At 63.4% G+C, this 24,092-nt stretch carries 23 protein-coding genes; 6 read left to right on the top strand and 17 right to left on the bottom strand.

The annotated features are described in order from the left end of the window. Window positions 1-8: 8 nt before the first annotated feature. On the bottom strand, window positions 9-1,385 hold the full coding sequence (dbpA, locus tag I6L38_RS16635; protein ID WP_017765206.1) for an ATP-dependent RNA helicase DbpA: 1,377 nt from the start codon (window positions 1,383-1,385) through the stop codon (window positions 9-11). Between the two features lie 563 nt (window positions 1,386-1,948). Between dbpA and I6L38_RS16630 the strand changes: the two genes are divergently transcribed. Further along, window positions 1,949-3,154 (top strand): NupC/NupG family nucleoside CNT transporter, encoded by a 1,206-nt coding sequence (locus tag I6L38_RS16630; protein ID WP_005308404.1) that lies wholly within the window; start codon window positions 1,949-1,951, stop codon window positions 3,152-3,154. A 70-nt stretch (window positions 3,155-3,224) separates the two neighbouring features. On the opposite strand, the gene I6L38_RS16625 is transcribed toward I6L38_RS16630, so the two are convergent. The 4 genes from I6L38_RS16625 to I6L38_RS16610 all read right to left on the bottom strand — a co-directional run bounded on the left by I6L38_RS16625 (window position 3,225) and on the right by I6L38_RS16610 (window position 5,264). Next, a complete protein-coding gene (locus tag I6L38_RS16625; RefSeq protein WP_216988747.1) occupies window positions 3,225-3,725 on the bottom strand; it encodes a metal-dependent hydrolase in 501 nt (166 codons plus the stop codon). 91 nt (window positions 3,726-3,816) lie between these two features. Next, entirely contained in the window at window positions 3,817-4,374 is a 558-nt protein-coding gene (locus I6L38_RS16620; RefSeq protein WP_005308410.1) for a cytochrome b/b6 domain-containing protein, read from the bottom strand. A gap of 48 nt (window positions 4,375-4,422) precedes the next feature. Then, a complete protein-coding gene (locus tag I6L38_RS16615; RefSeq protein WP_017785821.1) occupies window positions 4,423-4,692 on the bottom strand; it encodes a PepSY domain-containing protein in 270 nt (89 codons plus the stop codon). 119 nt (window positions 4,693-4,811) lie between these two features. Next, window positions 4,812-5,264 (bottom strand): YaiI/YqxD family protein, encoded by a 453-nt coding sequence (locus I6L38_RS16610; RefSeq protein ID WP_005308419.1) that lies wholly within the window; start codon window positions 5,262-5,264, stop codon window positions 4,812-4,814. Window positions 5,265-5,369: 105 nt separating this feature from the next. Between I6L38_RS16610 and zntB the strand changes: the two genes are divergently transcribed. Next, the gene (gene zntB, locus I6L38_RS16605) at window positions 5,370-6,362 is read left to right on the top strand and encodes a zinc transporter ZntB (RefSeq protein WP_065018365.1); all 993 of its coding nucleotides are present in this window, start codon (window positions 5,370-5,372) and stop codon (window positions 6,360-6,362) included. 9 nt (window positions 6,363-6,371) lie between these two features. Further along, window positions 6,372-6,890 (top strand): mechanosensitive ion channel domain-containing protein, encoded by a 519-nt coding sequence (locus I6L38_RS16600; protein WP_216988746.1) that lies wholly within the window; start codon window positions 6,372-6,374, stop codon window positions 6,888-6,890. A gap of 42 nt (window positions 6,891-6,932) precedes the next feature. On the opposite strand, the gene I6L38_RS16595 is transcribed toward I6L38_RS16600, so the two are convergent. From I6L38_RS16595 to I6L38_RS16545, 11 genes are all read right to left on the bottom strand, one after another. Next, the gene (locus I6L38_RS16595) at window positions 6,933-7,181 is read right to left on the bottom strand and encodes a hypothetical protein (RefSeq protein WP_005308429.1); all 249 of its coding nucleotides are present in this window, start codon (window positions 7,179-7,181) and stop codon (window positions 6,933-6,935) included. 63 nt (window positions 7,182-7,244) lie between these two features. Continuing rightward, on the bottom strand, window positions 7,245-7,826 hold the full coding sequence (locus tag I6L38_RS16590; RefSeq protein ID WP_216988745.1) for a DNA-J related domain-containing protein: 582 nt from the start codon (window positions 7,824-7,826) through the stop codon (window positions 7,245-7,247). Beyond that, window positions 7,823-9,610: a sodium:proton antiporter gene (locus I6L38_RS16585; RefSeq protein ID WP_010635247.1), complete on the bottom strand. Its 1,788-nt coding sequence runs from the start codon at window positions 9,608-9,610 to the stop codon at window positions 7,823-7,825. The genes I6L38_RS16590 and I6L38_RS16585 overlap by 4 nt, the downstream gene beginning before the upstream one ends. 168 nt (window positions 9,611-9,778) lie before the next feature. Next, window positions 9,779-10,300: an MltR family transcriptional regulator gene (locus I6L38_RS16580; RefSeq protein WP_005308438.1), complete on the bottom strand. Its 522-nt coding sequence runs from the start codon at window positions 10,298-10,300 to the stop codon at window positions 9,779-9,781. A gap of 113 nt (window positions 10,301-10,413) precedes the next feature. After that, entirely contained in the window at window positions 10,414-11,559 is a 1,146-nt protein-coding gene (locus I6L38_RS16575) for a mannitol-1-phosphate 5-dehydrogenase (protein WP_054544001.1), read from the bottom strand. A gap of 37 nt (window positions 11,560-11,596) precedes the next feature. Then, window positions 11,597-13,519, bottom strand: coding sequence for a PTS mannitol transporter subunit IICBA (locus I6L38_RS16570; protein WP_216988744.1), 1,923 nt, complete (start codon window positions 13,517-13,519; stop codon window positions 11,597-11,599). Between the two features lie 454 nt (window positions 13,520-13,973). Then, window positions 13,974-15,020: a DUF418 domain-containing protein gene (locus I6L38_RS16565; protein ID WP_216988743.1), complete on the bottom strand. Its 1,047-nt coding sequence runs from the start codon at window positions 15,018-15,020 to the stop codon at window positions 13,974-13,976. Between the two features lie 21 nt (window positions 15,021-15,041). After that, window positions 15,042-15,635, bottom strand: a complete 594-nt coding sequence (locus I6L38_RS16560; RefSeq protein ID WP_043169404.1) for a TetR/AcrR family transcriptional regulator — start codon at window positions 15,633-15,635, stop codon at window positions 15,042-15,044. 191 nt (window positions 15,636-15,826) lie between these two features. Then, window positions 15,827-17,848 carry an exoribonuclease II gene (locus I6L38_RS16555; protein WP_043169402.1) on the bottom strand — a complete coding sequence of 674 codons (2,022 nt, stop codon included), beginning with the start codon at window positions 17,846-17,848 and terminating at the stop codon, window positions 15,827-15,829. 86 nt (window positions 17,849-17,934) lie between these two features. After that, window positions 17,935-18,834, bottom strand: a complete 900-nt coding sequence (locus I6L38_RS16550; RefSeq protein ID WP_017765214.1) for a LysR family transcriptional regulator ArgP — start codon at window positions 18,832-18,834, stop codon at window positions 17,935-17,937. 266 nt (window positions 18,835-19,100) lie between these two features. Further along, entirely contained in the window at window positions 19,101-19,724 is a 624-nt protein-coding gene (locus I6L38_RS16545) for an acyl-homoserine-lactone synthase (RefSeq protein WP_005308454.1), read from the bottom strand. A gap of 62 nt (window positions 19,725-19,786) precedes the next feature. Here I6L38_RS16545 and I6L38_RS16540 point away from each other — a divergent pair, with 62 nt between their 5' ends. The 3 genes from I6L38_RS16540 (at window position 19,787) to I6L38_RS16530 (ending at window position 23,509) form a co-directional block, all read left to right on the top strand. Continuing rightward, window positions 19,787-20,569 carry a LuxR family transcriptional regulator gene (locus tag I6L38_RS16540; protein WP_043169399.1) on the top strand — a complete coding sequence of 261 codons (783 nt, stop codon included), beginning with the start codon at window positions 19,787-19,789 and terminating at the stop codon, window positions 20,567-20,569. Window positions 20,570-20,782: 213 nt separating this feature from the next. Next, window positions 20,783-21,403, top strand: a complete 621-nt coding sequence (gene lysE / locus I6L38_RS16535) for an L-lysine exporter (RefSeq protein ID WP_005308459.1) — start codon at window positions 20,783-20,785, stop codon at window positions 21,401-21,403. A gap of 126 nt (window positions 21,404-21,529) precedes the next feature. Next, entirely contained in the window at window positions 21,530-23,509 is a 1,980-nt protein-coding gene (locus I6L38_RS16530) for a bifunctional 2',3'-cyclic-nucleotide 2'-phosphodiesterase/3'-nucleotidase (RefSeq protein WP_043169397.1), read from the top strand. A gap of 74 nt (window positions 23,510-23,583) precedes the next feature. Here the strand turns inward: I6L38_RS16530 and I6L38_RS16525 are convergent, their stop codons facing one another. Further along, complete coding sequence (locus tag I6L38_RS16525; RefSeq protein ID WP_005308463.1) at window positions 23,584-24,060, bottom strand: glycine zipper 2TM domain-containing protein; 477 nt, start codon at window positions 24,058-24,060, stop codon at window positions 23,584-23,586. Window positions 24,061-24,092: the final 32 nt, after the last annotated feature.

The raw sequence follows: 24,092 nt of genomic DNA, 5'->3' as shown, positions 1-24,092 counted from the left end.
TCTGAACCTTAGCCCAGTTTGCGGGCACGGTAGCTGCGACCCTTGATCTTGCCTTCCTGCAGTCGCTTGAGCGCCGTCTTGGCCACGCCCTGCTTGACCGCCACGTAGGAGTACTGCTCGGCGATCTGGATCTTGCCAACATCGGCCCCGGCAATGCCGCCTTCACCGGTCAGGGCGCCCAGGATGTCACCGGCGCGCACCTTGCTCTTGCGGCCCGCATCGATGGAGAGGGTCACCATCTGCGGGGCTATGGGTTTGATGGCGCGACCGATGCTGTCGAGATCTCCCAGCGGCAGCGGGGCCTGCTGGTACTCCTCGATGATGTTGACGCGCTGGGCCTCGTTCGGCTGATAGAGGCTCAGGGCCAGGCCCTGCTGGCCGGCGCGGCCGGTCCGACCGATGCGGTGCACGTGCACCTCGGGGTCATAGGTGAGCTCGTAGTTGATGACGGCGCCCAGCTCCTTGATATCCAGCCCGCGGGCGGCCACGTCGGTGGCCACCAGTATGGTGGCGCTGCCGTTGGCGAAGCGCACCAGCACCTGGTCCCGCTCGCGCTGCTCCAGATCGCCGTTCAGCGCCAACGCCGAAAAGCCCTTGGCGGCCAGATGATCGGCCACGTCGTTGCAGGCGCGCTTGGTGTTGCAGAACACCACGCAGGAGCCCGGCTGATAGTGGCTGAGCAGCCAGCCGAGGGCCTCGAGGCGCTGACCGGCCGGCACTTCATACAGCTTCTGCTCGATGGCGCTCTCCTCGTGCAGGGACTCCACGCTCACCTCGACCGGGTTGCGCTGCACGCCGCGGCTCATCTGGGCGATCCCCTCCGGATAGGTGGCGGAGAAGAGCAGGGTTTGCCGGTCGCGCGGGGCGTGGCTGATAACCCGGTTGATGTCTTCGCCAAAGCCCATGTCCAGCATGCGATCCGCTTCGTCCAGCACCAGCGTCTTGAGGCTGTCGAGCGCCAGGGTGCCCTGCTCCAGGTGCTTGAGGATCCGGCCCGGGGTGCCGACGGCGATGTGGGCACCGAAGCTCAGGGTGGCCGATTGCGGTGCGGTCGGGGTGCCGCCACACAGGGTCACCAGCTTGACGTTGGGCAGGGTGCGGGCGAGACGACGGATCTCGGTGGCAACCTGATCCGCCAGCTCGCGAGTCGGGCAGAGCACCAGCGCCTGTACCTCGAGCCGGTTGACGTCGAGGCGGGAGAGCAGGCCGAGGCCGAAGGCCGCAGTCTTGCCGCTGCCGGTTTTTGCCTTGGCGATCAAGTCTTTGCCGTCGAGTACCAGGGGCAGGCTCTGGGCCTGGATCGGGGTCATCTGCAGATAACCCAGGCTGGCGAGGTTCTCGAGCAGGGCGGGGGAGAGGTTCAGGCTGCTAAATTCGTTGTTCACAAAAGGACTCTATATGGGAGAAAACGGGCTGCGCCGGGCGCAAGGGCGCGCATTGTACCAGAATCCGCCGTTGGATGTGCTGCAAATTTGAGCGGCTGCTTCTGTTCGTGACTGTCAGCCCGGCGGCAAGGGGTCGGCTCACCGCAGCCCCCTGGCAATCCGGAGCAGTAGTTCGCGGTCGCGGAAATATGTATTTGGCTCCGCCTACATTCATCGCAAATAAGATAAACGTTTTTCAACCTGCCTTGATTAAATAAACTTGTCGTAAATTTGTTCTGACCACTTCTGCGTGGCCTTGCGAGTATTGAGTGAATGTAATTAAGCTGTGAAAACAGGAGTTTACAAATACCTGATTTATTTTTAAGTGATTGTTTATATTGTACTTTGTTATTTATTAAACAATGATTGGATGCTTGTATGAGCGTTTAATTAATTTAAAAACGTTTGTATTATCCAACATGCATATTTTTACCGCAGATTGTGATGGCTATCTGAATTTTTAAATATGCAAATGTCTATGATGGCGCCGGTCAAAAATTACAATTCACTCAGGTGCTACAGGTATGGAATACGTTCACTTTGTGCTCGGACTCGTCATGGTCCTCGCTCTGGCGTTGCTGGCAAACCGCCGCAACTGGAAACTGATCAAGCCGCGCTATATCGGCCAACTGCTGGTGGTCGAACTGGCGCTGGCCTGGTTCATGCTGAACTCCGAAGTGGGTCTGGCGGTAGTGGGTGGCTTTGCCGCCGGCTTCACCAAGCTGATGGAGTTTGCCAAGCAGGGGACCGACTTCGTGTTCGGCGGCCTGGTCAATGAAGGGGCCTTCTCCTTCTTCCTGATGGTGCTGATGCCCATCGTCTTCATCTCTGTGCTGATCGGCATCCTGCAGTACATCCGTCTGCTGCCGCTGGTGATCCGCGGCATCGGTACCGTGCTGGCCAAGATCAACGGCATGGGCAAGCTGGAATCCTTCAACGCCATCAGCTCCATGATCGTCGGCCAGTCCGAGAACTTCATCGCGCTCAAGAACATACTGCCGCACCTGAACGAGAAGCAGATGTACACCCTGGCCGCCACCGCCATGTCCACCGTCTCCATGTCCATCGTCGGTGCCTACATGCAGCTGATCGAGCCGCGCTACGTGGTCGCCGCCCTGGTGCTCAACATGTTCAGCACCTTCGTCGTGCTGTCGCTGATCAACCCCTACGAGCCGGACAATACCGTGACCGACGCCAAGGCGCTGTCCGAGGGTGACGAGCACCACACCCCGAAGAAAGAGAACTTCTTCGAGATGCTGGGCGAGTACATCATGGCCGGTTTCACCGTGGCGGTGATCGTGGGTGCCATGCTGGTGGGCTTCATCGCCCTGATCGCCCTCATCAACTACCTGTTCGAGATGGCATTCGGCGTCAACTTCCAGCACGTCATGGGCTACATCTTCTACCCCATCGCCTGGATCCTGGGTATCCCGGGCAGTGAAGCGCTGCAGGCCGGTTCCATCATGGCGACCAAGCTGGTGACCAACGAGTTCGTGGCCATGATGGATCTGGGCAAGATCGCGGCCCAGCTCTCTCCGCGTACCGTCGGCATCCTCTCCATCTTCATGGTGTCGTTCGCCAACTTCAGCTCCATCGGCATCATCGCCGGTGCGGTGAAGGCGCTGAACGAAGAGAAGGGCAACATGGTCTCCCGCTTCGGTCTGAAGCTGGTGTACGGCTCCACCCTGGTGAGCCTGCTCTCCGCCGTGATCGCCGGTGTGATGCTGTAAGTCATCCACCCGCCCTCACCACGACAAACCCCTGCCTCGGCAGGGGTTTGTTTTTTTGGCGGCCGACCACCTAGCCAGGCCAGTGGGCCCAGTAACCGGCGGCCAGCAGGGTGAGGGTGCAAAAGCCGGTCTCGAGGGCGCCGCCGCTTCTGAGCGGCCAACCCGGCAGCCGGTAGCGGCGCTTGCTGGGCCAGAAGAGCTGGATGCCGGCCGGGGTGAGCCAGTCCCCCAGCAGGTGGCTGAGGTAGCCGATGATGAGGGCATCCTTGACCCCGACCGGCAGAGTATCGGGCGGCAACTGCTGGTTGAGCCCCCAGATGGCGACCGCCACCGCCAGCAGGCTGTGGGTGAAGCCGCGATGACCGAACAGGCGAGAGAGGGGTTTCGAGATCCAGGGCAGCCGCTGCCCCAATACCGACTTGGGGTGGTCGAGGTCCGGCAGCAGGGCGCTGGCCAGGGCGGCGGGTACGGTTTGCCACAGGCTGGCGTCGGCCAGGGCCGGCGTCAGCTGGAGTTTGTGGGCGACCAGGGTGCAGGTAACGGAAAACAGCAGGTGCCCTTGGGCGGTCATGATGGCTACGACATGGGAAAATGGCGGCGCATCTTACCAGTGTCGCGGGCCATTGCAGCAAAAAACCGGGGCCCGGCGGGCGGCCCGGTCATTAACTGCGCGGATCTTCCACCTTGGTGTCGGCGGGCACCCGTTTTTTGCCCAGCACCATGGCGCGCACCAGGTCGCTGCGGGTGAGGCGATCGGTCAGGATCACCACGGCCGCATGGACACCGACGGCGGCCATCAGGGTGTTGGCGAGGATGCCGTGCAGCTCCTCCAGCCAGTCCTCGCCCCAGAAGGCATCCCAGGTGGTGAGCCAGCCGGTGACCACGGTGCCGACCAGCGACAGCAGCAGCAGCCAGATCATCAGGGCGCCGACCGGGTTGTGGCCGAGGTAGTAGGGGTGATGCCCGCTGGCCAGCTGGCGCAGGTAGTAGCGCACCCGGGCCGGGGTCGGCCACCACTGGCCGAAGCGGGCGTAATGAGGGCCGATCAGTCCCCACAGCAGGCGGATGATGAGCAGGATGCCCACCGCGTAGCCGGCGTACTTGTGGAGCTTGCTCCCCTCTTCCAGGATGAAGAAGTTGAGCAGGCAGAGGGTGACGGTAGCCCAGTGAAACACCCGGATGAGGGGATCCCAGACTTTCACTTCAGAGGTAGGGGTCATGGCAAGGCTCCAAGGCTGGGGCCGGCGCATTGCCGGCCCAACGCGGCGTTATTCGTCGATCTCTTCTTTCACTTTCTTCAGATCGGTCGGGTCGAAGTAGATCTCGACCTTGCGCTTATCCTTGTCCCAACCGTAAATCTCGTAGCAGTTGGTCTCGGTGACCTTGAACTTCTTGATGTCATAGCCCATCGCCTTGATCTGCTGCTGGGCGTCGGCTTCGCTCATCCACTTGCTCTTGTCGGCCTGGGTACATTGGGGATCGGCCAGGGCTGCGCCGCTCAACAGAGGGATCAGTAACAACAGGGGGGTCAATTTCATTGCTTGCTCCTTGCGGGTGGTTGGGTCAACAGCCACAAGGTTAGTTCAGCTCCCTTAAGAAAGAATTAAGCGCAAAAGGAAATGAATGGGTCTCCCCGGCAGGGCGCCGGAGAGCGGGCTCAGCTCAGCTTGCCCCTGACCAGCCACTTGTCCAGCGCGTTGGCGAAGCGCTGCTTGTCGGCCGCGTTGAGGGGGGCCGGGCCACCGGTCTGGACCCCGGCCGAGCGCAGCTCCTCCATGAAGTTGCGCATGCCGAGCCGCGCCTTGATGGTCTCGCGGGTGTAGATCTCGCCGCGGGGATTGAGCGCCTCGCCGCCGGCATCGATCACCAGGGCGGCGAGGGGGATGTCACCGGTGATCACCAGATCGCCGGGTTTGACCTGCTGGGCGATGACATGATCTGCCACATCGAAGCCCTTCTCCACCTGCTGGGTCTTGATGAAGGGGGAGGGAGGCACCCGCAGCCCCTGATTGGCCACTAGCGTGGTCACCACCTGGGCACGGTGGGCGGCACGGTAGAGGATCTCCTTGACCGGAATGGGGCAGGCATCGGCATCAACCCAGATGGGCATGGCATGGTTTCCTGTGTCTGAAACGAGTGGCGCATCTTAGCACGGCCGGGGGCGGCCGGCTGCCCCGGGGCTGAGTCGGGTCCGGCTTTGGTGTAAGCTGGGCCGATGAACATGAGCGAGAAGGACGAGCAGATGGATCGGGTGCCCAGTGACGTGATTTATGGCCTGACCCTGGATGGCAGGGGGGGCATGCAGCCGCTGGCGGCGGGCAGCGAGATTCCGGCAGCGCAGCCAGGCTGGCTGCATCTGGACTATGGCAACCCGGAGGCGGCGCGCTGGCTGTTGCAGACGCCGCTGCTGGGTGATGCGGCACGCGAATCCCTGCTCGGCCAGAGCAATCGCCCCAAGCTGGTGCGGATGGGCGAGACGGTGCTGCTGATCCTGCGCGGCATCAACCACAACAAGGATCACAGGCCCGAAGAGATGGTGGCGCTGCGGATCTTCATCACGCCGGATCTCATCATCAGCAGCCGGCGGCGGCCGCTGTTGTCGGAAAAAGATGTCTTCGAGCAGCTGAAGCTGGGGGGCGGCGCCGACACCCCGGCCGACTGGCTGGTGGAGATCTGCGACGCCCTGACCGATCGGGCCGGGGAGTTCGTCGAGGAGCTGCACGATCAGATCCTGGATCTGGAAGAGCAGGTGCTGATGCGCGACCTGCCCGCCAACGGCCGGCTGGCGCTGATCCGCAAACAGCTCATCATGATCCGCCGCTACCTCTCCCCTCAGCGGGATCTGGTGGCGCGCCTCGCCAACGAGAAGATCAGCTGGCTGGACGAGGACGACAGGCGACGCCTGCTCGACATCGCCGATCGGCTGCGGCGCTGGCTGGACGATCTGGATGCCGGGGTGGCGCGCACTGCCGTGCTGGCGGACGAGATCAACAACCTGATGGCGGAGGCGACCAACCGCCGCGCCTATCAGATGTCGGTGATGGCGCTGCTGTTCCTGCCCGCCAGCTTCCTGACCGGCCTGTTTGGCATCAACCTGGGAGGCATTCCCGGGGCCGAGAGCCCGACCGCCTTCTGGATCTTCTGCGGATCCCTGGTGGCGCTGGCGACCGGGCTGGCGGTCTGGCTCAAACACAGACGCTGGTGGTAAGGAGCCGACATGACCACATGGGAATCTTTTGGCGTGACCCTGCTGCTGTTGCTGGGCCATACCCTCGTTCGCGGCCTCATTCACAAGAGCCTGATGGCCCTCGGCCAGAGCCGGCAGGTGAGCGAGAACCGGGTGCTCTACGTGGAGCACGTGTTCCACTTCCTGCTCGGCTGCGCCACCCTGCTGATCCTGGCCGGGGTGTGGGGGCTCGACTTCTCGCGGCTGGTGGTGCTGGCCTCCTCCTTCTTCGCGGTGCTGGGGGTCGCCATGGTGGCGCAGTGGTCGATCCTCTCCAACATCACCGCCAGCATCACCATCTTCTTCGCCTTCCCCTACCGGATTGGCGATCGGATCCGGATCCTCGACAAGGATGACTCGGTCACCGGCGTCATCACCGAGATCGGCCTCTTCTATGTGCGGGTACGCGATGACAACGGCGATCTGGTCACCTATCCCGCCAACCTGATCCTGCAAAAGCCGGTCAGACGGCTGGAGGGCAAGGGGGCTGATCCCCTGCAACCGGAATGAGAAAAGGCTCCCGTGGGAGCCTTTTTTGCGCCTGCCAGTTTCTCAGCGTTCGAAGAAGCGGTAGAGGTGCTCGATCTGGATCGGGCAGTCCGCCACCAGATGCACATGCTGGCGGGCCTCTTCGACCGAGCCGAAGCTGAGGGGGCAACCCAGGGTGTCGGTCATCTCGTACAGTTTGCCGTCCTGTCCCCTGAACTCCACGATCCAGCCGGGCAGGATGGCATCCTGCAGGATCTCGGCTTCCTTGAAGGCTTGTTGCTGGTAGAGCAGACGAAGTTCATTGACTGTCATGACATCCTCCCGTGACGCTTGATGCCACTTCAAGTCTAGTGGTTGCGGCCGCCATCAGGCGGCTCATTTGGCCGTCTTGAGGTGTTCCCAGGCCCAGCGCAGGCGGATGAAGGTGTCGGCGTCGCCCCCCCGATCCGGATGGTGTTGCAGTGCCAGCTCACGCCAGCGGCGGCGAATGGCGTCAGGCCCCGCCCCGGCCGGCAGGGCGAACAGGGTCAGTGCCTCGGCCCTGTGTTCATCCCGTGCGTAGGCCCGCCAGAAGCTGCCGAGCAGGGCCTCCACCTCCTCCCGGTCGGTCTGCCAGAACACCTGCCAGTCGAGGTAGTAGCTGCGCAGCGCCTCGCCCCGGGCGAGGGCGCTTGTCGTGTTGCGAGGGGAGAGCGGTTCGAGCCGGATATCCAGGGTGCTGATCACCAGCCACCACCCTTCATCGTGGAGCTCGGCCTGCAGCTGGTAGAGGGCGTTCATGATGAGGAAGTTGAGCCGAAACAGCTGCTGCTGCTCGTCCCCCGGCAGAGGCGGGATGAGCTCCCGGCGGCGCAGCTCGGCCAGCAGCTCGTGCACCTTGTAGCTGCCGCTGGCCTGCCTGAGCAGTGCCAGCAGCGGGGCGAGCAGCGGGTTGGCGGTCGATTCGGCAGAGTTCACTGGCCGGCCCCCTCTTTGGGGGGCTGCAGGGCGATCAGCAGCTCCCCGGCCAGCGGCTCGACGGGGCCGGTGACGATGCGGGTCCGCCCCTTGCCATCCAGCACGAACAGCGGGATGGCGCCCGGGTTGGCCTCCTGGTACTGGGCCCAGTCGAACGCCTCACTCAGCCGGGTTGCCTTGATCTGGCCACCCCGACTCAGCAGGCCGCTCAGCCTGGCGTAGTTGATGTCGGGGCCGAACAGGTTCTGACGGGCGCGGAAGGTGGCGCTCTCCCGGTTGGCCTTGCCGTGCTGTTCGCTGGAGCGCAACGAGTAGACCTTCTCCTCGCCGTAGAGGTGGGCGAAGTGCAGCACGCCGAGGGCGTTGTTGTGGCGGTTGGGGGAGAGCGCCAGCACGGTACTGATGCTGGTGAGCGGCAGGTGCAGCTCGGCGTGCTCGGATTGCGGGTTGCCGAAGTAGCAGGGCAGGTTGCTCATCCGTGCCTGACGGCAGAACTCCCAGGCCGGATCGCAGAGCTGGACCGGCACCCCCTGGTCCGCCAGTGCCCGGCCGATGGCTCGCGCCACCGAGTTGGCCCCGATGATGAGCCAGGTGTTGGGGGCGCTCTGGCGCATCTTCAGCAGACCGGCCAGCGGCGCCGAGGTGAGGCTCTGCAGTACCACGGTGGAGATGATCACCGCAAACACCAGGGGGACCAGCTTGTCCGCATCGGCAATGCCGGCCTCATGCAGGCTGATGGCGAAGGAGGCGCTGACCGCCGCCGCCACTATGCCGCGCGGCGCGATCCAGCCGAGCAGGGCACGGGCCCGCCAGGAGAGATCGGATCCCCAGGTGGAGACCAGGATGCAGAGCGGGCGTGCCACGAACTGCACCACGCACAGCAGCGCCAGCACCATGGGGCCGAGCTGCCAGAGCTGGGCCAGATCGAGGCGGGCCGCCAGCAGGATGAAGAGGGAGGAGATGAGGATGACGGCGAGATCCTCCTTGAAGGCCAGCACCTCCTCCAGATCCAGCCCCTCCTGATTGGCGAGCCAGATGCCGAACACGGTCACTGCCAGCAGGCCGGATTCGTGGCTGAGCCAGTTGGAGAGACTGAAGGTGACCAGCACCAGCGCCAGCACGCCGAACTTGTGCAGGCTGACCGGCAGCCAGTCCTTGCGGATCAGCAGGGTGGTGAGCCAGCCGGCACCGACCCCGATGAGCGAGCCTACTCCCACCGTCTTGGCCAGCGCCAGCAGGGTGTGGCCGACCAGATCCCCCTGGCTGCCGAGGCGCACCGCCTCGAACACCAGCACCGCAAACAGGGCGCCGATGGGGTCGATGACGATTCCCTCCCAGCGCAGGATACGGTCCACCTCCCGGGTCGGGCGGATCACGTTGAGCATGGGGGCGACCACGGTGGGGCCGGTCACCACCAGCACGGCGCCGAGTACCATGGCGACCCGCCAGTCCAGCCCCAGCAGAAAGTAGCCGGCGCTGCCGATGACGGCGAAGCTTACCAGCATGCCGGTGGAGCAGAGGTTGCGCACCACCTTGCCGATCCCCTTGAGCTCGGCCAGGTGCAGGGTGAGCGCCCCCTCGAACAGGATGATGGCGACCGACAGGGAGACCAGCGGAAACAGCAGGTCGCCGAGCAGGGCATCGGGGTCGAGCAGGCCGCCGACCGGCCCCAGCAGCAGGCCGGTGAGCAACAGAAACAGGATGGCGGGCACCCGCAGCGACCAGGCGAGCCACTGGGCCAGCACTGAGACCAGGGCGATCCCGGCCAGGGAGAGAGCGATCATGCAGACCTCGGTTGGGGCAATGGACCTGGAGGAAGTGTAGTGGGGAAGATGGTCAGATTGACACCAGCCGGCGGCGGGAGCAAGGGGGGACGCGGGTCGCGCGACAGCGGGCGTCACGGTTGCGGGGAAGGTGAGGCAGGGGGCCGCAGGCTACGGCCACCAGCCGGATTAGATGGGGCTCTCTTTGTGGAGCTCGGTGACGCAGTCGGCCACCGCCAGCACCAGCGCCGAGCGCACCACCTGATCGAGCCGGTTCAGCTGCATCTGGTAGAAGGGCCAGTCCTCCTCGTTGGCGGGGGCCTCCTGCGGCATCATGCCGCCCTGGCTGACGCCGTGCAGACGTGCCAGCAGATCGCGGATCGGCTTGTCGCTGAAGCGGTAATCCTTGGGGTCGCGTACCAGAAAATCGCGGATTTTCAGGTAAGCCTCGAGATCCTGATAGCGCTCGAGGGAGATGAGGCCGAGGGCGAAGATGAGCTTGAGGCGTACCTCCAGCTGGCCGAGGGGGCCGCTCTGGTTGAGCAAAGGTTCGATGGCGTACTTGACGGCATACTCCTCCTGACGGAACGCGCGTCGCATCAGGGAGTCGACCGCCTCTTCCAGGATGGTCACGACTTCGAGAAAGAAGCCGCGGGGGCCATCCTGCTCGTTCAGTCGTTCCAGTACTTCATCTTCCTGGTGTGTGGTCATAAGTGCATTGGGTCCAGCTGACTGGGAGAGAGTGGGCCTCTCTCCCGGTTTTTATCGTATGAGGCGCTTTGGTGGCCGGCCTGCGCGGGCCGGCACGGTGGCGCCTCATCAGGTCACTTCAAATTGCCATAACGGGTGACGATGGCGCTGACGATGTCGCTGTCGGCGGTCAGGCCGGTGATGCGCGCCAGGGCCTGGGCCGGGCCCAGCTCCGCCAGCAGCTGTTGCAGCTCCACCGCCTGCGGGTCATCGGCATTGCGATAGTGCAGCGCAGCGGCGATCCCCTCCTGCAGGTGATCGCTGGGTAGGCCGTACTCCAGGGTGCCGAGCAACGGCTTCACCAGCCGATCCCCCGCCGCCAGCTTGCGCAGCGGCTGACGGCCGACCCGGTCAATCTCGTCCACCAGATAGGGGTTGGCGAAGCGGGCCAGGATCTTCTCGATGTAGGCGGCGTGCAGGCGCGGGTCGAAACCGTAGCGTTGCACCAGCACGGCGCCGCTCTCCTCCATGGCGCGACGCACCTTGCTGCGGATCAGCGGATCCTCGATCGCCTCGCGAATGGTGCGATAGCCCCTCAGCTTGCCGAGGTAGGCAGTGACGATGTGGCCGGTGTTGAGGGTGAACAGCTTGCGCTCGACGAAGGCCATCAGGTTGTCGGTGGGCTCCATGCCCGCCACCTGCGGCAGCTCGCCCTTGAACTGGGTCTGGTCGACGATCCACTCGCTGAAGCTCTCCACTGTCACTTCCAGCGGATCATCGTTGGCCGCCGCCGGCGGGACGATGCGGTCCACCGCCGAGTCGACGAAGCCGATGCAGGCGTCGAGGGTGGCATGATACGCGACCGGCAGGTACTTGAGTACCTCCTGCTTGAGGTGGCTGGTGCCGCGCACCATGTTCTCGCAGGCGATGACGTTGAGCGGTGTCAGGTTGCCGGCATCGAAGCGGGCCTGCAGCCCCTGGGCCAGGGTGCTGGCAATCTTGTCCAGAATGTTGGGGCCGACCGCGGTGGTGACCAGATCGGCGGTGATGATGCGGGCGATCACCTCGTGGCCGGCGGAGCTCACCGCCGCCACGTTGCGCACCACGTCCAGCTTCTGATCCGCTCCCACCACGTGCACCTTGTACTCCTGGCGGTGGTTGAGCTGGTCGATCAGGGTCTCGTTGACGTCGGCGAAGGTGACCTGATGGCTGGCATCCGCCAGCAATTTTCCGATGAAGCCGCGACCTATGTTGCCGGCACCAAAATGCAATGTTTTCATGATATTAACCTCTTGAACCAAAGACGATGAAGGACGATCAGGCAGCCTGTTCGGCACCCAGCAGATCCAGGAACTCCTGGGGATCCTGAGTGCTGGCCAGCCGGTCGATGAGGCCGGGTTCGTCCAGTGCATTGGTCAGGCGGGTTATCACCTGCATGTGTTCGTCGTTGCGGGCGGCGATGGCGATCACCAGCCGCGCTACTTCATCGGCCGCCTCGCCGAAGGCAACCCCGGCCGGGTATTGGCAGATGACGATGCCGGTGCGCTTCACAAACTCCTTGGCGGCGATGGTGCCGTGCGGCACGGCGATGGATTCACCGAGGTAGGTGGAGACCAGCTGTTCGCGCTCCAGCATGGCGTTGACGTAGTCGGGCGCCACGTAGCCCCGCTCCGCCAGCAGCTTGCCGGCAGCCCGGATGGCGGCCTCCTTGTTGTCGGCCTTGAGCCCCAGGTGCACGTCATGGCGGCTCAGGGTGAACACTTCGGCGGCCTGCGGCTCATAGCTGTCGTCGTTGGCGGCCACCAGCAGCTGCGGGTTGGCGACGTCATCGTTGGCGGCCTGGGTCAGGCTCTGTACCAGCTCCTGATAGAGACCGTTGTCGAGGAAGTTGGTGAGCGAGATGTGGTGGGCGTGCGGCGCGTGGCGACGGGCCCGCTCGGTCAGATCCTTGTGGGTGATGACCCAGTCCACCTGATCGTCGAGCTGATCGATGGCGCGGTTGGTGACGCTGATGTCGAGGCCGGCGGCCTGCACCCGCTTGCGCAGCAGGCCGGCGCCCATGGCGCTGGAGCCCATGCCCGCATCGCAGGCGACGACGATGTTGCGTACCGCCATCAGTTCACCGCCCGGCTTCTTGGCCGCTGCGGTCTCGGGCTTGGCACCCTTCATGGCTTTCATCTTGCGAGTGGCTTCACCGAGGGCATCGGCCTCGTCGGCTTCCGGCTGCTGGGCACGGACGAACACGGCGGCGACCAGGAAGGAGACCAGGGTGGCGCTGATGATGGAGAGGGCGACCCCGATCAGGGAGGCTTTCGGTGTCATCAACAGCACGGCGAAGATGGAACCCGGTGAGGCGGGGGAGACCAGACCTGCGTTGAACAGGGTCAGGGTGAACACCCCGGTCATGCCGCCGGCAATCACCGCCAGAATGAGGCGCGGGTTCATCAGCACATACGGGAAGTAGATCTCGTGGATGCCGCCGAAGAAGTGAATGATGGAGGCACCGGCAGCGGACTGCTTGGCGGCGCCGCGACCGAACACCATGTAGGCCAGCAGCACGCCCATGCCCGGGCCCGGGTTCGCTTCGATCAGGAAGAAGATGGAGCGGCCGTGCTCGGTGGCCTGCTGGATCCCCAGCGGCGAGAAGATGCCGTGGTTGATGGCGTTGTTGAGGAACAGGATCTTGGCCGGCTCGACGAAGATGGAGGTGAGCGGCAGCAGGTTGTTGTCCACCAGGAAGCCGACGCCACCGGCCAGTACGCCGGAGAGCACCTTGACGAAGGGGCCGATCACGAAGAAGGCGAGGATCGCCAGCAGCATGCCGATGAGGCCGGCGGAGAAGTTGTTGACCAGCATCTCGAAGCCGCTCTTGACGCGACCTTCCATCGCCTTGTCGAAACGCTTGATGGCCCAGCCACCGAGCGGGCCGACCATCATGGCGCCCATGAACATGGGAATGTCGGTCCCCACGATGACGCCCATGGTGGTGATGGCACCGACCACGCCGCCGCGCTCACCGCCCATCAGCTTGCCGCCGGTATAGCCAATCAGCAGCGGCAGCAGGTAGGTGATCATGGGGCCGACCAGCTTGGCCAAGGTTTCGCTCGGCAGCCAGCCGGTGGGGATGAAGAGGGCGGTAATAAAGCCCCAGGCGATGAAGGCGCCTATGTTGGGCATGACCATATTGGACAGGAAGCGTCCAAAATTCTGTATCTTGACTTTGGTATCCGGTGATAACATGTCGGGACCCCGTTTTAAGCCTGTTTGATTAAAAGTGGTAGTCGGGCTGGCCGGTTTTGCCGAACCGCCATCCCTGTCGTCTAAGCAACTTCAATCTACCAGCTTGTGATCAAATTAGGCTGAAAACGGGGTGTCTTGTGACGCAGCTCTCAAATACCTCGACCTCCCCCCTCCCTTCATAGTGATGTGGATCACATCAACTCTCTGTATTTCGGCTACATTTCGCTCTTTGCTGCCGCCAGCATCGTTTTTATGTGATGCAAGTCACTCTTTGTTGTTTGCGCAAACCTGATGTCAATGTGATCTATTTCTCATTTTCATTATTTGTATTCAAATGGGGCGATCCGTCCGACCTGAAAAGTGAGGGTGTTGACGATGAATTGCTTGAATCCACATTAAAATAACCAATGAATCAATTATTTTGTAACCTACTTTCAGTTTTTCATGATGCTCTTCAGCCGCAGAGCCGGCGCATCAGCCACTCCAGCGGGCCTCGCTCGAAGCGCTGACTCCAGAGATTGGCAAACAGCAGGGCCGCCAGGGCGAAGAGGCCGGCGGCCAGCACCACCTCGGGCAGATCCTGCCCTTGCAGCCAGCCGATGGCCTCCAACATCCCCATGCCGAACATGATGTGAGCCAGATAGAGGGTCAGGGTCTGCCGGCCGACAGGCAGCCACACTCGCCACCAGCGGGCCTCGGGCAGGGTACGGCTCAGCCAGAGGCAGAGGGCGATCAGGGTGCTGGCCGCGCCCATGCCGAATAGCAGGTAGAGCGGCGCCGGGGGAATGGGCTGAGTCGCCAGCAGCGGCGCCAGCTCAGGGTTCGGCAAGAGGGTTGGCAACCAGAGTGACAGCCCCCTTGCCAACACCATGGCGCTCACCCCACCGGCCAGCAGCCAGCGCTGGGTGACCGGATTGGCCAGAGACTGGCGGCTCAGCCAGAGGCCGTAGAGCAGAAAGCCCAGCCAGGGCACCACAGGGTGCCAGCCGTTGAACAGCAGATTGCGGACGAAGCCGGCCAGGGTCCAGAACTCGGGATAGCTGAAGCTGTGCCACTGCCAGCCCCGATCATAGTCGAGCAGGAACAGCAGCCCCACGAAGCTTGCCGCCAGCAGCGGGATCAGGGCCAGCAGCCAGGGGGAGGGAAGCCGGAGACAGCAGGCCCCCAGCAGAAAGTAGACGGCGTAGTAGTGGATGATGTCGGCCGGAAACACCAGGTAGTTGAGCAGCCCCACGATCAGCAGAAACAGGGCCCGCCTGGCGATGTGGGTCATGGCCGCCGACCACGCCAGCTTGCGGGTCGACAGTCCGAGCCCGATGCCGGCCAGCACCACGAAGCTGGCGGCGGAGCGCCCCTCCAGTGCATCCAGCAGGGGCTTGAGCCAGGTCGACCCCCCCGCCAACACCCCCATGGCGATGCGAAAATTCACCAGCACCATGCCGAGCAGGGCCATGGCACGGGCCAGATCCAGTCCTTCCAGTCGATTGTGCGGGGTCGTCATGGTGGTGACTCCTTGGGGTGATCAGCGGGCCGGGCCCAGCAACTGGTCCAGCAGGGACGGCAACCTTTGTTCCACCGGTGCCTGCTCTGGATGCAGGGCCAGGGCGTGGCGCACCGCCTGCCCCTCCAGTGCGTCCAGCAGCAGCTGGGCGGTGAGATCCGGCTGCAGGTGGGCGGCCAGCTCCCCCGCCTGCTGGCCACGGCGCACCGTCGCCGCCAGGGCATCGCACAGCTGGCGCTGGTTGCTGGCGAAGGTGGCCGCCATCTCGGGATGGCGGGTCAGCTCGGCCAGGATCTCGGTGCCGAGCAGCAGGTTCTCCGGGGTCAGCGACCAGGCGAGGTAGCCGGCGGCGAAGCGGGCCAGCGCCGCCCGGGCCGGCCCCTGGACCAGCTCATCCAGCAAGGGTTGCAGCTCGGCCGCCTCCAGCGAGGCGATGTGGGCGATCAGCTCCTCCTTGCGGGCGAAGTGGTTGTAGAGGTTGCCAAGGCTCACCCCGGCAGCGGCGGCGATGTCGCGCATGCCGGTCTGGTGGAAGCCCCGCTCGATGAAGCAGCCGAGCGCCGCCTGGATGATCTGCTCGCGGCGCTGCTCCAGCCGCAGGTTGTTGGTGGTCATGGGGATGCCTCTTGCCTGAACACTCTTTATGAGCGAACGTTCGTTCATTCATTTGTGGATTCACTCTATGCCCGTGACGAGCCACTGGCAAGCCAGGGGCGTACAAAAAGTGATCTTCTGACCAGGCGGGCGGCATGACCCAATAAAAAAGCCCGCAGGGTGCGGGCTTTTGCAAGGAGGGAAGGCCTGGCTTATTCGGCCTTGGGCGCTTCCGCCGCCGGTGTGGCCTCGGCTTCGCTGGCCGGGGCGACCGGCGCCGGGCCCGGCACCAGCTCTACCGCCGGCTTGGCGATGAGGGAGCGGGTCTCTTCCACCGCTTCGGTCAGCTTGACCTCGATGATCTGGCCGAGCTCGTAGACGACCTCGGTCTTGTCCAGATAGACGCGGCCGTTGTCCCAGTTGCACTCCAGCCGCTCCTTGTTGTCGAGGATGTGGCGGGCGGGCATGAACACCACGGCACCGTTCTCCTGCAGGCGCAGCTTGAGGCCGGCGCGCATCACGTCGATGATCTCGGCGTTGAACACCTTGTCGGTACCTGCATCGGCTTTCAGGTAGCGAACATAGAGCCAGTCGCCGATGTCGCGCTCCACCATGCGGTGCAGGCGGCGGCAGGCGGTCAGGTGCTCGGTGAGCTCCAGGCTCGGACGCTCACCCGGGGTCTTGCCGGCGATGACGGCCTTGAGCAGGCGATGGTTGACCATGTCGCCGTATTTGCGGATGGGGGAGGTCCAGGTGGCGTAGGCATCCAGCCCCAGGCCGTAGTGGGCGCCCGGCTCGGCGGACATCAGCGCATAGCTCTGGAAGCGGCGGATCTTGCCGTCCAGCCAGCGGGTGTCCAGGCTGTCGATCCAGCGGCGCAGGGCGCAGAAGCCGGACAGGCTGGCGATATCGATCTTCTCGAACGGGGCCTCGGCGCTTTTCAGCAGGTCGATGGCGCCGTCGAGGGACTCCTCGTCAAAGCCGGTGTGGACGTTGAAGATGCCGTAACCGACGCTCTTGCCCAGCACGCGGCCGGCGCAGATGTTGGCGGCGATCATCGACTCTTCCACCATGCGGTTGGCGATGCGGCGCGGCTCGACGTGGATGGCCAGCACAGCGCCGTTCTCGCCCAGCTCGAAGTCGTAGTCGGGGCGGTCCGGGAACACCAGGGCGTGTTCGGTGCGCCACTTGATGCGCGCCTCGGTCATCGCCTTCATCAGCGGCAGCTGGGCCAGCACGCCTGCGTCGATATCCAGCGCTTTGCCGTGTTCGGCCCAGTCGGAGACATCGTCATAGTTGAGGCGGGCGTGGGAGCAGATGCGGGCGGCGAAGAACTCGGTTTCCTCCAGCAGCAGGCCATCTTCGGCGATCAGCAGACGGGCGCACAGGGTGTTGCGCTCCTCGCCCTCTTTCAGGGAGCAGAGCTCGTCGGAGAGGGTGCGCGGGATCATCGGCACGTTGCGGCCCGGCATGTAGACGGTGAAGGCGCGCTGGGCGGCCTCCTTGTCCAGCTCGCTCCCTTCGGCCACATAGGCGGTCGGGTCGGCGATGGCGACCAGCAGCTCCCAGCCGTTGTCCAGCTTGCGGATGGCCAGCGCATCGTCCATGTCCTTGGTCTTGGCGCCGTCGATGGTGAAGAAGGGGGTCGCGGTCAGATCGGTGCGGGGCAGCTCTTCCTCTTCGATCACCTTCCACTCCGGCAGATCCGCCGGCTCGACCTGGGCCAGGTTGTGGCGCGCCAGCACCACCCACCAGGGCACGTTGTGATCTTCCTGGGCGGCGATCTTCTGGGTGATCTCGGCGGAGAAGTTGCCGTCCACCAGGGCGTGACGCTTGAGGGTGGCGACCACCCAGTCCCCTTCCTTGAACTCTTTTTCGTCCAGACCCTTCTTGACGCGGGCCTTGATGGCATCCTTGATCAGCGGATGATCGGCCACCACGTTGAGGCGGTCGCGGAACATCTTGACCCGGGCCACGAAGCGGGTGACGGACTGCTCCAGCAGTTCATCCGGCTCGGCCACTTCCTTCTCTTTCTCGGTGCGGATCAGGGCGGTCACCCGGTCACCGTGCATCACCTTTTTCATGTAGGGAGGCGGCACGAAATAGCTGGTCTTCTCATCGACCTCCAGAAAGCCGAAGCCCCGATCGGAGGCGCGGATCACACCCTCTTTCTTGGGGATGTTTTCGCGGATTTGTTGCTTGAGCTGGGCCAGCAGCGGATTGTCTTGGAACATAAATGGGGAACCTGAGTGGAGACCTGGTGGTTAATCGCCCAGCACTATACGTTTTTACCCCTCCAAAGCCAAGGTGAATGGCCCTGTCAGGGGCGTTGCAGCGCTCGGCGACCCTGCTCGATCAGGCGCTGGGATATCTGTTTGTGCAGCCCGCGCTCCAGCACCCAGCGGTGCCAGTAGAGTCGCTCTATCAGGTGCTGTTCCGGGTTGAGATCGAGCAATGACCCCTCCGCCAGCTGGCGACGGATCTGCAGTTCCGGGATGAGGCAGCAGGCCAGCCCCTGCTCGGCCATGGCGACGAAGGCCTCGGAGGAGCGGACCGTGTGGCAGGGGTAGCCGCCGGGCTCCAGCCCGAAGTGGCGGGCCATGTAGCTGACATGCATGTCGTCGCGCTGATCGAAGGCCACCGCCGGCGCCTTGGCCAGCGCCGCCAGGGTCAGCCCCTGCGGGAAGTGGCGCTCGACGAAGGCGGGGCTGGCGGTGAGCAGGTAGCGCATCTCGCCGAGCTCGTCGACGCAGCAGCCCGCCAGTGGCTGGCCGTGCAGGCTGACGGCACCGAACGCCTGCCCCTCGCGCACCCGATCCAGGGTGCGGCTCTCGTCATCCACCAGCAGGTTGAGCTCGATGGGGTGCTGTTCCAGCAGCGGCGCCAGGGCGGGCAGAAACCAGGTGGCCAGACTGTCGGCATTGACGGCAATGCTGACCCGGATCGGCGCCTGGGGCTCGGCGGGAGAGAGCTCGCCGGCCAGCTCCAGTTCCAGCTGGCGTACCTGGCGGTAGTGGGCCAGCAGCTTCTGACCGAGCGCGGTGGCCTGCAGCGGCTGGCCGCGAATGATCAGCGGCTCGGCAAACTGCTGCTCCAGCTGCTTGATGCGCTGGGAGATGGCGGACTGGGTGATGTGCAGGCGCTGGGCGGCGCGCTCGAAGTTCTGCTCCTGCATCACCGCATCCAGCGCCAGCAGCAGCTTGTAGTCCAACGCCTTCATCAGCATTCCTTATCAGCAGGGAGATTGAGAAGGGATGCTACTCAAGTGGTGGCGAGAGAACAACCTGAGAGCGCTGAAAATGTCGGCAGCGCAGGCGAGACAAGGGTTGTGGGGTCAAAGCGGGTTTGTCACTGTGAGATGTGACAGTGGTGGTCAAAAGGTATTCAGGAGATACTCTTTTGCGTCCGTTTTTGCATGGGGTGGAAACGGGCTATAGCGAGAACTTTTAATCCCGGGTCTTACCCCGGGATTTTTTTGCGTCACCCTTATTCGGTGACCAGCTCGCGGGCTTCGTCATAGGCCCCCTGCAGGGGCTGACCGACGGCACGGGCGAAACGCTCGTCCAGATGGAAGCGGATCCCCACCCCGCGCACGGCGCCCAGATCCACCGCCTGGCGGTGACCGAGCCGCTCGATGGGCAGGCCGAGGCGGCGGAAGATGCGTTCCACCGGCAGGCTGACCACGGCGACCAGCTCACGGATCCCCTTCGCCCTGGCGAAGGCATAGACCTCGCGGAAGATGACGCAGGTCAGCTCGCTGACCCCGTTGCCCAGGCGCGGTGCCCGTTCGGCATCGATGGCGAGGCGGGTCAGTTCCCACACGTCGTTGCTGCGCGGCGGGGCTTCGCCGGCGAGGGCGGTGGGGAAGATGCTGGGCAGCATGTAATCCTGGGCACAACTGAGCAGACGGATGCAGCCGCACAGGCCTGAGTCGTCTTCAATCAGAACCCAATGGGTGTCAGGGGTATCGAAACTGTCCTGCTCCAGACCACGGTGAGATTCCACATCCCAGCCGAGGCGATCGGAGAAGACGCGATTGCGAAAGCGATAAAGCTCGTTTTCTACCTCCCATCTGGGGTGTTCTTTTAATTTTCCTTTGAAAACAAGCATTCAGATGTCTCCATTTCAGTGTTCGGCGCTATAATCGAGGCCCTGGCCAGGGGGGCTAGCCTATGAAACAAGACCAACTGCTTGAGTACCTCGAACATTTCACTTCGGTAACGGACGGGGATCGTCTGGCCGAGTTGATCGGTCGGTTCACGCTCGGTATGGGTTACGACTACTACCGGTTTGCGCTGATCATCCCCATGTCGATGCAAAGACCCAAGGTGGTGCTGTTCAATCAGTGCCCCGACTCCTGGGTGCAGGCCTATACGGCAAACCATATGCTGGCCTGTGATCCCATCATTCAATTGGCCCGCAAGCAGACCTTGCCCATTTACTGGAACCGGCTGGATGAGCGAGCACGTTTTCTGCAAGAGGGCAGTCTGGACGTGATGGGGTTGGCGGCGGAGTTCGGGCTGCGCAACGGCATCTCGTTTCCGTTGCACGGGGCGGCGGGGGAAAACGGCATACTGTCGTTCATCACCGCCGAGCGGGCATCGAGCGATCTGCTGCTGGAGTCCTCGCCCGTCCTCTCCTGGATGTCCAACTACATCTTCGAGGCGGCGATCCGGATTGTGCGGGTCAGTCTGCGGGACGATGACCCTCAGGAGGCCCTGACTGACCGGGAGACCGAATGCCTGTTCTGGGCCAGTGAAGGGAAAACGTCGAGTGAAATCGCCTGCATCCTGGGGATCACGGAGCGAACCGTGAACTACCACCTCAATCAGGTCACCCGTAAAACGGGGTCGATGAATCGCTACCAGGCCATCGCCAAGGGGGTGAGCAGTGGCATCTTGCTGCCCAATCTCGAGCAGGTCATGGTCACCAACTTCCCCAAGCTGATGCAATAAAACCCGATGATTCTCGGGGCAGAGTGACTGGCTAACAATTGTCAGATCCTGCAATTGACAGCCATGAACGGGTCTAGCCCCTTCTACCTCGAAGGGGTTGGGTCGAGCCCTCTGTCATTAGCAAAACAAATTGCTCAGCAGATTAATGAATTTCTCTAAACGTCTGGCCGCCCCTTATAGTGCCGTCCAATCACTCTGCTGGACGGTTCATCCATGTTTGCAACCACCCTGCAAGGCTTCACCCTCGGCCTTGCCATGATCATCCCCATCGGTGCCCAGAATGCCTTCGTGCTGAGCCGGGGCATCCACCGCAACCACCATCTGCTGACGGCGACCCTCTGTTGCCTGTGCGATCTCGTGCTGATCGGCATCGGGGTGTTCGGCGGCGCCAACCTGCTGGCGGCCAGCCCGATCGGCCTGGCCCTGCTGACTTGGGGCGGCGTGCTGTTTCTCGGCTGGTTCGGTATCCGTTCCCTGCGCAGTGCCTGGCGCGGGCAGGGGGCAGCACTTGCTGACTCGCCCCAGCTGATGGGAGTCAAGAGCGTGCTGGCCATGACCCTCGGGGTGACCCTGCTCAACCCCCACGTCTACCTGGACACCCTGATGCTGCTCGGCTCCTTCGGCAGCCAGTTTGCCGAAGAGTTGCGGCCCGCCTTCGCGGCGGGGGCCATGCTGGCCTCGCTGGTCTGGTTCTACAGCCTGGCGTTCGGGGCGGCCGCCCTCTCGCCCTGGCTCGCGCGCGGCAGGGTACAGCAAGCTATTGATACTATTGTTGGTTTCATCATGCTGGGGTTGGCGTTGCAGCTGGCGAGCGGGGCTTTGCTGGCGTCATAAGGCTATTTTTGTGCCGCACCTCATAAAAATTCACCCCGGCTTCATCCGCTGACATATTCGTCTGTTAAATTCCCGTCGCTGGTAAAGCGACACTCTAATAAAAGGGACAAGACAGTGAATAAATCCATGAAGCTGGGTGCTATTGCAGCCATCGTGCTGTTGTCTGCCTGTAGCAATGAAAACGACAGCAAGGCGCAACCGGGCGAGGTTGCCCTGCGTCTGATCCAGACCTCCGATATCCACTCCAACGTGCTGGGGTATGACTACTACCAGAACAAGGAGGATCGTAAGTTCGGCCTCTCCCGCACCGCGTTGCTGATCCGCGCGGCCCGTGCCGAAAACCCCAACAACCTGCTGCTCGACAACGGCGACCTGATCCAGGGCACGCCGCTGGCTGACTACATCTTCGAGCAGTCCGGTGCCGGCTACCTCGACAAGCAGGCCCACCCGGTGTTCAAGGCGATGAACGAGCTCGGCTACGACGCCGGCAACCTGGGCAACCACGAGTTCAACTACGGGCTGGATTACCTCACCAAGACCCTGCAGGGAGCCAAGTTCCCCTATGTGAACGCCAACGTGTTCGAGGCGGGCGCCTTCAAGCGCGATGCCAAGGGGCAGATTGACTGGAGTGGCAACAAGTTCACCCCCTACCTGCTGCTGGAGCGCAAGGTGAAGGATGACAAGGGTCAGCTGCAGACCGTCAAGGTCGGCATCCTGGGGCTGACCCCGCCGCAGGTGCTGCAGTGGGACAAGCGTCATCTGGAAGGCAAGGTGGTGGTGGCCGACATGGTCGAGACCGCCAACCACTATGTGCCCGAGCTGCGCGCCAAGGGCGCCGACGTGGTCGTCGTTGTTGCCCACACCGGCATCAACGCCAGCAGCTACGAGGCCATGATGGAGAACTCCGCCTGGCACCTGGCCAAGGTGAAGGGGGTGGATGCCCTGATGCTGGGCCACGCCCACAAGAACTTCCCGGGTGATTTCCCGGATCTGCCGGAGGTGGACAATAAGGCCGGCACCCTGAGCGGCATTCCGACCGTGATGCCGGGTTACTGGGGCAACCACCTCGGCATCATCGACCTCAAGCTGGAGCAGGTGGACGGCAAGTGGCAGGTGAAACAGAGCCAGGCCAGCCTGCGCAAGATCGACTCCAGCGAGGGTAGTGCGGTGGATCAGCGGGTGGTGGACCTGGTACAGGCCGACCACGACGCCACCAACCAGTGGCTGGACGAGCCGCTCGGCAAGATCACCTCCTCCATCCACAGCTTCTTCGCCCTGGTGCAGGATGATCCCTCGGTACAGCTGGTGAGCGATGCCCAGCGCCGCTACGCCGAGCAGCTGCAAAAAGATGGTCTGCTCAAGGAGTCCTACCCCATCCTGTCGGTGGCGGCGCCGTTCCGTGGCGGTCGCAACGGCATCAACGACTTCACCTACGTGGCCCAGGGCGACATCTCCCTGCGCAACGTCTCCGACCTCTACATCTATCCGAACACCCTGCAGGTGGTCGAGGTGAACGGGGCCACCGTCAAGGAGTGGCTGGAGATGAGTGCCGGCCAGTTCAACCAGATCGACACCGGCAAGACCGAGGTGCAGTGGCTGGTGAACGAGAAGTTCCCCACCTACAACTTCGACGTGATCGACGGGGTCAACTACGAGGTGGATATCACCCAGCCGGCCCGTTACAACAAGGAAGGGGCCAAGGTCAGCGACGGCCAGCGCATCAGCAGCCTCACCTTCAACGGCCAGCCCATCGATCCGGCCCAGAAGTTCTACGTGGTGACCAACAACTACCGCGCCAGCGGCGGCGGCCACTTCCCGGGCATCGACGGCAGCAACATCGTCCATGAAGATCCCTTCGAGACGCGCGAGATCATCGCCCAGTACCTGAAGGCCCAGTCTGCCGACAACCCGGCCGGCTTCAGCCCGGCGGCCAACAACAACTGGCACATGAAGGCTCTGCCGGCCAACGTGGACGTGCGGCTCTACTCCTCGCCCCGCGAGGAGGCCAAACAGCTGGCCGGTGCGGATCTGGAGTACAAGTCCACCCTGCCGATGGATGACGCCCAGCACCCTGGCTACGCTATCTTCCGGCTGATCCGTCAGTAATTCCCGGCCGACATGGCAATAAAAAAAGCCCTCGCATTGCGAGGGCTTTTTCATGGGCGGAGGGTTCCGAGGGCTTAGTTGACCACGGCCACGTTGATGGTGCCGTTGCCCTGGGTCATGCGTACCCGGGCGCCCGGTACGAAGGTGGGGCTGGCCTTTTGCACCACCACGATGGATTCGCCGTTCTCTTTCTTGATCTCGAGCTCGACGCCATCCACCTGGTTGAGCTTGTCACCGGCTGCCTTGCCCGCCGCTGCACCCGCGATGGCGCCACCGGCCGCAGCGATGTCGCTGCCGCGCCCGCCGCCGATGGTGCTGCCGAGCAGGCCGCCGACCACGGCGCCGCCTATGGTGCCGATCAGCGAGTTCTCATCGGCCTGGATCTTGACCGGGCGGGTGGAGAGGATGGTGCCGTAGCTGACGGTCTGTACCTGCTTGGCGCGATCCTTGGTGTAGACGTCGCCGGAGTAGACGTCGCTGTTGGCACAGCCGCTGAGGGTGGTGGCGGTGGTGGTGGCCAACAGGGCGATGAGGGTAATGCGTTTCAACATGATGGGCCTCCTGGGCTGGCATCTAATCTGGT

It is taken from the genome of Aeromonas sp. FDAARGOS 1408 (assembly GCF_019048665.1).
In the GTDB taxonomy this organism is placed as follows: domain Bacteria; phylum Pseudomonadota; class Gammaproteobacteria; order Enterobacterales; family Aeromonadaceae; genus Aeromonas; species Aeromonas dhakensis.
This window is presented reverse-complemented; position numbering and strand designations above follow the sequence as displayed.

Coding starts and splice junctions, on each gene's coding strand:
- I6L38_RS16570 (WP_216988744.1), bottom strand. CDS start 13,519: ATGTTATCACCGGATACCAAAGTCAAGATACAGAATTTTGGACGCTTC.
- I6L38_RS16525 (WP_005308463.1), bottom strand. CDS start 24,060: ATGTTGAAACGCATTACCCTCATCGCCCTGTTGGCCACCACCACCGCC.
- I6L38_RS16540 (WP_043169399.1), top strand. CDS start 19,787: ATGAAACAAGACCAACTGCTTGAGTACCTCGAACATTTCACTTCGGTA.
- I6L38_RS16530 (WP_043169397.1), top strand. CDS start 21,530: ATGAAGCTGGGTGCTATTGCAGCCATCGTGCTGTTGTCTGCCTGTAGC.
- I6L38_RS16550 (WP_017765214.1), bottom strand. CDS start 18,834: ATGAAGGCGTTGGACTACAAGCTGCTGCTGGCGCTGGATGCGGTGATG.
- I6L38_RS16600 (WP_216988746.1), top strand. CDS start 6,372: ATGACCACATGGGAATCTTTTGGCGTGACCCTGCTGCTGTTGCTGGGC.
- I6L38_RS16565 (WP_216988743.1), bottom strand. CDS start 15,020: ATGACGACCCCGCACAATCGACTGGAAGGACTGGATCTGGCCCGTGCC.
- I6L38_RS16620 (WP_005308410.1), bottom strand. CDS start 4,374: ATGACCCCTACCTCTGAAGTGAAAGTCTGGGATCCCCTCATCCGGGTG.
- I6L38_RS16555 (WP_043169402.1), bottom strand. CDS start 17,848: ATGTTCCAAGACAATCCGCTGCTGGCCCAGCTCAAGCAACAAATCCGC.
- I6L38_RS16585 (WP_010635247.1), bottom strand. CDS start 9,610: ATGATCGCTCTCTCCCTGGCCGGGATCGCCCTGGTCTCAGTGCTGGCC.
- I6L38_RS16580 (WP_005308438.1), bottom strand. CDS start 10,300: ATGACCACACACCAGGAAGATGAAGTACTGGAACGACTGAACGAGCAG.
- I6L38_RS16575 (WP_054544001.1), bottom strand. CDS start 11,559: ATGAAAACATTGCATTTTGGTGCCGGCAACATAGGTCGCGGCTTCATC.
- zntB (WP_065018365.1), top strand. CDS start 5,370: ATGAACATGAGCGAGAAGGACGAGCAGATGGATCGGGTGCCCAGTGAC.
- lysE (WP_005308459.1), top strand. CDS start 20,783: ATGTTTGCAACCACCCTGCAAGGCTTCACCCTCGGCCTTGCCATGATC.
- I6L38_RS16615 (WP_017785821.1), bottom strand. CDS start 4,692: ATGAAATTGACCCCCCTGTTGTTACTGATCCCTCTGTTGAGCGGCGCA.
- I6L38_RS16630 (WP_005308404.1), top strand. CDS start 1,949: ATGGAATACGTTCACTTTGTGCTCGGACTCGTCATGGTCCTCGCTCTG.
- I6L38_RS16545 (WP_005308454.1), bottom strand. CDS start 19,724: ATGCTTGTTTTCAAAGGAAAATTAAAAGAACACCCCAGATGGGAGGTA.
- I6L38_RS16595 (WP_005308429.1), bottom strand. CDS start 7,181: ATGACAGTCAATGAACTTCGTCTGCTCTACCAGCAACAAGCCTTCAAG.
- I6L38_RS16625 (WP_216988747.1), bottom strand. CDS start 3,725: ATGACCGCCCAAGGGCACCTGCTGTTTTCCGTTACCTGCACCCTGGTC.
- I6L38_RS16560 (WP_043169404.1), bottom strand. CDS start 15,635: ATGACCACCAACAACCTGCGGCTGGAGCAGCGCCGCGAGCAGATCATC.
- I6L38_RS16610 (WP_005308419.1), bottom strand. CDS start 5,264: ATGCCCATCTGGGTTGATGCCGATGCCTGCCCCATTCCGGTCAAGGAG.